Origin of the sequence: Synechococcus sp. R5-12 (assembly GCF_047502655.1) — a bacterium.
Classification (GTDB): Bacteria; Cyanobacteriota; Cyanobacteriia; order Thermostichales; family Thermostichaceae; genus Thermostichus.
Window position 1 is genome coordinate 1 of the sequence record NZ_JANSIM010000149.1, and the last position, 3,943, is coordinate 3,943.

Here is a 3,943-nt window from a genome sequence, read left to right on the forward strand (position 1 = left end):
ACCAGCCTAGAGGTCCGTGGTTGGCTTGCCAACTGCAGGGCTACTGAAAGCCCGCCCTGTACCGCTTAGCGGTCAGAGTCGGGTAGTTTACTTGTCGATCGATCTGGCGGCCTAAGCTCACCTCTTGGGCATCGTTCAACTGGCTCACCTGCAGCCACTGAAGGCCATGAATCAGCAAACGGCCCAGATCTTGGGCATGGGCAGGGGATCCCATCCCAGATGCCGCAAGAATGCTGAGTAGGGCAATGGCGACCGGTCTCACCGCGCGAGAACTCCACCCCTTGGAGAGGAGAGGATCCTGTCCTGCTGGCGCGAGCAGCCTGAGGGTGTGGCGAGGTTTCAACATCAGGAATTGGCTCCATCAAGTACCCTCAAGTTAGCGATCCCGAAGCAAGATTGTCCTGCCACCCAAGCGAAACCGCTTTGCTATCAAGGGCAACCGCCGAGAGAGTTTCCCCTGGCTTGGGGGAATGGAATAGGATAGGGCTCTATATTCAGGCAGACGTTTAAGGGCGGTCATGACGGGATCCCCTACATGGAACCCTGAAATCTCCCCATCTCCAGACTCCTGGGCCACGGGCAGCGTTTACTTTCGGTCGGATGCACAAGGGATTCATCTGCACTTGCCCAGCACCTTACCTTGGGAAGAGCTTTGGGAAAACCTGGTTTGGCAGTTGCGCAGCCGCAAACCCTACTGGGCCGGAGTCGCTCCCCTCACCCTCTGGAGCCAACAGCGAGAGTTGGATGTGTCTACCTTACAAGTTCTTGCTACCCTATTGTCCCAGCATGGACTGCAACTGTGGTGCGTCCAAACCCGATCCCGCTCGACAGCCATCGCAGCAGCGACGTTGGGGTATTCTGTGGAGCAATCTTCCCTTTTGGAGGCAGTTCCCCCTGCTCCCCCAGACACCACACCTCTGTACCTACGTTCGACGGTGCGCTCTGGCATGTCCGTGCGTCACAGGGGCTCGGTATTCCTGTTAGGGGATCTCAACCCCGGCGGCGAGATCATTGCTGGAGGAGATATTTGGGTTTGGGGACGCTTGCGGGGCCTGGTTCACGCGGGGGCCGACGGCGACAAGGGAGCTGTAATTTTGGCTTTGCAGTTGGAGCCCACTCAGTTGCGCATTGCCGATCAAGTGGCCCGTCCGCCAGAAGGTGGATCCCTGCCCAACACCCCTGAAGTGGTTTACCTGCAGGAGGATGTCATCTGCGTCGCCAGCCTTCAGGATTTTCTGCGGAGAGGAGTATGAGCCGAGTCATTGTCATAACCTCTGGTAAAGGTGGAGTCGGCAAAACCACCGTGACGGCCAACCTGGGCACTGCCTTGGCGCGCTTGGGTCGCTCGGTGGTGGTGGTGGATGCAGACTTTGGCCTGCGCAACCTGGATTTGCTGCTGGGGCTGGAGAATCGGGTGGTGTACACGGCCCTAGAGGTGATTGCCGGGGAGTGCCGCCTCGAGCAGGCTTTGGTGAAAGACAAGCGCACCCCCCATCTCTCGCTGTTGCCGGCAGCCCAAACCCGCAACAAAACGGCGGTGCATCCGGATCAGATGCGCCAGTTGATCGAGAAGCTGGCCAGCAGCCATGACTATGTGCTGATCGATTGTCCTGCTGGGATCGAACAAGGGTTTCGCAATGCCATTGCCGGGGCCAACGAGGCCATCATCATCACCACCCCAGAAGTGGCAGCGGTGCGGGATGCAGATCGCGTGGTGGGCTTGTTGGAAGCTGCACAGATTTCATCGACTCAGCTCATTGTCAACCGCCTGCGCCCGGACATGGTGGCAGCCGGCCAGATGATGTCGGTGGAAGATGTGGTGGAGGTGCTGGCCATCCCGTTGGTGGGTATTATTCCAGAAGACCGCGAGGTGATCGTCTCCACCAACAAAGGGGAGCCCCTGGTTCTCTCCGCCAATCCAACTCTGGCTGCTCAGGCCATCCAGCGCATTGCCCGACGGCTAGAAGGGGAAGCGGTGGAGTTTCCCAAGCTGGCCAGCTTGAGCGAGTCCTTTTGGGAGCGGGCCAAACGGTTTTTAAACCAAAAGGTGCTCTGACAACTGTTTTGTCGTTTTTCCCCACTTTATCCAGATTGGAATGGCAATTTTGACCTGTTTACAACTGAGTAACAAAGCCAACAAAACCTATGCTCCTCGATTTTTTGGATCAGCTTTTTTCTCGGCACTCCGGCAACAGCCGCCAGCAAGCCAAGCAACGGTTAAAGCTGATCTTGGCCCATGACCGCGCTGATCTCACCCCAGCGGCACTGGAATCGATGCGCCTAGAGATTTTGGGGGTGGTGTCGCGCTATGTGGAGCTGGATTCAGAGGGGATGCAGTTTCATTTGGCTACGGAAGGGGGAACGACTGCTCTCATTGCCAATCTGCCCATCCGTCGCGTTAAGCCCTTAGAGACGGGTCTCAGCCACCCGGAAGGCGAGAAAGCCTAGAAGGGGAGATTTTTGGCAGCATGTCGATTTGCTTTCAATTCCCAACAGAGCTGCCCAACGCCAGAGTGGTCGTCAAGCCCGCTCTGTGATACGTTGAGGTAAGTCGTGTGTACTGTAGAAAGAGTGGAGCTGGGTGTAGCTTTTGCAACTTTATGGAGCCAGCACACAGAGGTTAACTAAATGTTAACTCTGCATGTTCGAGCTCATGAACTGCTGACGTGATGGGCAGAGCCACCTTGACGATTGGAGACTTTCCAGCAGTCTGTATTGGCGTTAGCGTTGCGGAGTAATAACGACGTTAACGATGGAAACAAAACGATGGAAACAATGAGAGGGTTGGCGTTCAGTAGCTGGAAAGGTAAGGGCTCCGTCCCGCTATTGCGTTCGGTTAAGCCTTAATATGCAAGATTCATTTGAGCTGACGATCCTGTTTACGCTAGCCCTGGTGGCTGGGATCGCTGCTCAGGTGCTGGCCAATTTTGTCAAAGTGCCCAGCATTGTATTCCTGCTGCTGTTTGGCCTGTTGCTGGGGCCAGATGGTTTGGGCTGGGTTCATCCCCAAGTCATGGGATCCGGGCTGGAAGCGCTGGTGTCGTTGGCGGTGGCCCTGATCTTGTTTGAGGGGGGACTGAACCTGCGGCTGCAACGTCTCAATCAGGTATCCGATAGCCTGCGCAACTTGGTTTTGTTGGGATCCCTGCTGACCTTGGTGGGGGGAGCGGCAGCAGCTCACTATCTGGGGGAGTTTCCCTGGCGGCTGGCTTTTTTGTTTGGATCCCTGGTGGTGGTGACGGGGCCGACGGTGATCAACCCTATCCTGAAGCGGGTACGAGTCGATTCGGCAGTCAGCACCCTCCTGGAGGGAGAAGGGGTGCTCATCGATCCCATCGGAGCCATTTTGGCGGTGGTGGTGCTGCAGGTGGTGCTCTCTGGCCATCCCAGTTTTCTCATGGCCCTAGAACAGTTGTCCAGCCGTCTGGCCATCGGGTCGGCGGTGGGAGCGCTGGGGGGCTGGCTGATGGGATCCTTCCTGCTTTGGTCGCGGCAGTTTTTAACCGAGGAGCTGCGCAACTCGGTGGTGCTGGCGGGGGCCCTGGGGGTGTTTGCCTTGGCCCAGTCGCTGCGATCGGAGGCGGGGCTGATGGCGGTGGTGATGGCGGGCCTGGTGGTGCGGCAGAAGGCGGCCATTGCCGAGCGGGGTGTGCGGCAGTTTCACGGCCAGTTGGTGGTGTTGGCCATCTCGGTGATCTTTATTTTGCTTACCGCCACGCTCTCCCTCAAGGCGGTGTTTGCCCTGGGCTGGGGATCCCTGGCCACAGTGCTGTGCTTGATGCTGGTCATCCGCCCCTTGAGTGTGTGGCTGTGTACCTGGCGCAGCGACCTGAATTGGCGGCAGAAGCTGTTTGTGGCTTGGCTGGCTCCTCGGGGCATTGTGGCGGCTTCGGTGGCCTCCTTGTTTGCCATTCTGCTGACAGAACGGGGCATTACTGGGGGG

5 protein-coding genes are annotated in these 3,943 nt (G+C 57.7%); 4 read left to right on the forward strand and 1 reads right to left on the reverse strand.

What is annotated here, in order from left to right; genetic code table 11:
• Window positions 1-40: 40 nt before the first annotated feature.
• The gene (locus NW843_RS08705) at window positions 41-346 is read right to left on the reverse strand and encodes a hypothetical protein (protein WP_414343871.1); all 306 of its coding nucleotides are present in this window, start codon (window positions 344-346) and stop codon (window positions 41-43) included.
• Between the two features lie 172 nt (window positions 347-518).
• On the opposite strand from NW843_RS08705, the gene minC reads away from it, so the two are divergent.
• The 4 genes from minC to NW843_RS08725 all read left to right on the forward strand — a co-directional run.
• Window positions 519-1,253: a septum site-determining protein MinC gene (gene minC, locus NW843_RS08710; RefSeq protein ID WP_414522692.1), complete on the forward strand. Its 735-nt coding sequence runs from the start codon at window positions 519-521 to the stop codon at window positions 1,251-1,253.
• Entirely contained in the window at window positions 1,250-2,056 is an 807-nt protein-coding gene (minD, locus tag NW843_RS08715) for a septum site-determining protein MinD (protein ID WP_414343874.1), read from the forward strand. The genes minC and minD overlap by 4 nt, the downstream gene beginning before the upstream one ends.
• An 89-nt stretch (window positions 2,057-2,145) precedes the next feature.
• Complete coding sequence (gene minE / locus NW843_RS08720) at window positions 2,146-2,448, forward strand: cell division topological specificity factor MinE (RefSeq protein ID WP_414412932.1); 303 nt, start codon at window positions 2,146-2,148, stop codon at window positions 2,446-2,448.
• Window positions 2,449-2,848: 400 nt separating this feature from the next.
• The coding region (locus tag NW843_RS08725; protein ID WP_414522693.1) for a cation:proton antiporter at window positions 2,849-3,943 on the forward strand (1,095 nt) is incomplete at its 3' end.